The following is a 1,654-nucleotide window of genomic DNA, read 5'->3' as shown; positions in this document are numbered from 1 at the left end:
AAGATAATAGAAAGTATAAATTTTTGGAGTTCCCCCACATTCAAAATATTGATAAATTAGTGATATGAAACAGGACATCTTACATCGGATATTTTTTGACGAACATAAGCATTGGGAAGCGTTCGTAACGAAACATGGAAAGAACATACGTGCAGTAGTGATGAAGGAGATCGGCAAATTTCGCGACTGCGGAGATCCAAAGAAAGGATTTAAACTTGTGGCATGTGAGGGGTGCCATGACGTGAAGATGATACCGTATCGGTGTAAGGGACGATTCTGCACAACGTGTTCATGCGGTGAGACCGAGGAATGGAGTCGTGTACTGGCGGAAGAGGTGTTCCAGGTGAACCACCGTCATGTGATCATGACCATCGATGAGGGGCTAAGAGACGTATTTCTAAAACATAGGGAACTACTGAAACCGTTTATGGATGAAGGGGTTCGTCTAATAAAGGAGTATTTTGAGAAGAAGCATAACGTGATCCCGGGAATTATTGCAGGGCTCCATACGTTTGGCTCGAAGCTGAATTTCAACCCGCATATCCATATGCTAGTGACGATGGGGGGAATGAAAAGGAATGGGGAGTGGAAAAAGTATGACTTCATTCCATTTGAAATGCTGCGAAAGCAGTGGCAAACGGTCGTATTGAAACTGATAAGAAAGCATGTGAGTGCGGAAGAAAAGAAAAAAATACAGCCGCTGTTACAGAGGGCCTATTCAGAAAATGAAAAGGGCTTCTATATCCATGCCCCGAAGCAAAAGGGGGATGTGAAGATGCAGCTAGGGTATATTGGCCGTTATATGCGTCGACCTGCGATCGCGATAAGTCGGATCGAGGCCTATGATGGGCAGTGTGTGACGTTTCGATATACAGATAAAACAGATGGGAAAGAAAAGCAAGAAACCGTTACGGTAGAAGCGTTTATATCGAGGGTGATTCGACATATTCCAGACGAACAATTTAAGACGATCCGGCATTACGGCGTCTATTCACGCAGGACGAAAAGCTTGAGTAAAAAGCTTGTTACGGCATGGCAAAAAGAAGCGAGGAAATGGATCGTGAAGGCGAAGAAAGCAATGCGCCGAAAAACGTGGAACGAGAAAGTAAAAGAACACACAGGAAAAGACCCCATGGTGTGTCCAAAATGTGAGTGTTATTATGAGTACAAGGGAGAAGTCTGCCTAAAAGAAGGTAAGCTTTCAGTAAAATATGCGGTTTGCAAAACCGCACAAGCCTGTTTAGAAAGGATGATCCGAGATCTCACCGGTAACGAAGAAAAGCAAGGCAGGGAAGAAAAAGAAGCAAAAGGCCATCATCCTAAGCAACTATCTACAGTCCAAGCAAGGGGTCAAGTATGTATGTTTGACTTGTATGGAAGTGGAAGAAATACCGCTTAATGTGGTTCGTGACTTCGATAGGATGGACGACGGGGATCCTGAGGTGCCGCCGCAGTTTAGGTGCGAAGCCTGTGATGGAGAGATGTACCCGGAGTACTACCGAGGGGTACATGGCTATGAATACCGCCTGACCGATAGGTTAGGCGCAGCAAAGAAAGAGGTAGCAGAAGGCAGTAAAGTAGAACTGTAAGAGGGAACGGGTGTGGGATGGAGGAGCGATAGCGTCCGCCTTTGAAGCTTGTGTTCCTCCCGCTG

General features: G+C 45.5%; 2 protein-coding genes. Both read left to right on the top strand.

All coding sequences use genetic code 11. The features are described 5' to 3' along the window. Nucleotides 1-64 precede the first annotated feature (64 nt). Nucleotides 65-1,399: an IS91 family transposase gene (locus tag NV381_RS38075; protein ID WP_258218454.1), complete on the top strand. Its 1,335-nt coding sequence runs from the start codon at nucleotides 65-67 to the stop codon at nucleotides 1,397-1,399. Continuing rightward, nucleotides 1,365-1,589: a hypothetical protein gene (locus NV381_RS38070; RefSeq protein WP_258218453.1), complete on the top strand. Its 225-nt coding sequence runs from the start codon at nucleotides 1,365-1,367 to the stop codon at nucleotides 1,587-1,589. Before NV381_RS38075 ends, NV381_RS38070 begins: the two co-directional genes overlap by 35 nt. Nucleotides 1,590-1,654: the final 65 nt, after the last annotated feature.

It is taken from the genome of Paenibacillus radicis (ex Xue et al. 2023), from assembly GCF_024722015.1.
Lineage (GTDB): Bacteria > Bacillota > Bacilli > Paenibacillales > NBRC-103111 > Paenibacillus_S.
The sequence above is the reverse complement of the archived record's forward strand: the minus strand, read 5'-3'. Positions and strand labels throughout refer to the sequence as shown.

Bases quoted from the DNA above. Each gene is read 5' to 3' on its own strand.
- NV381_RS38075 (WP_258218454.1), top strand. From the start codon at position 65: ATGAAACAGGACATCTTACATCGGATATTTTTTGACGAACATAAGCAT.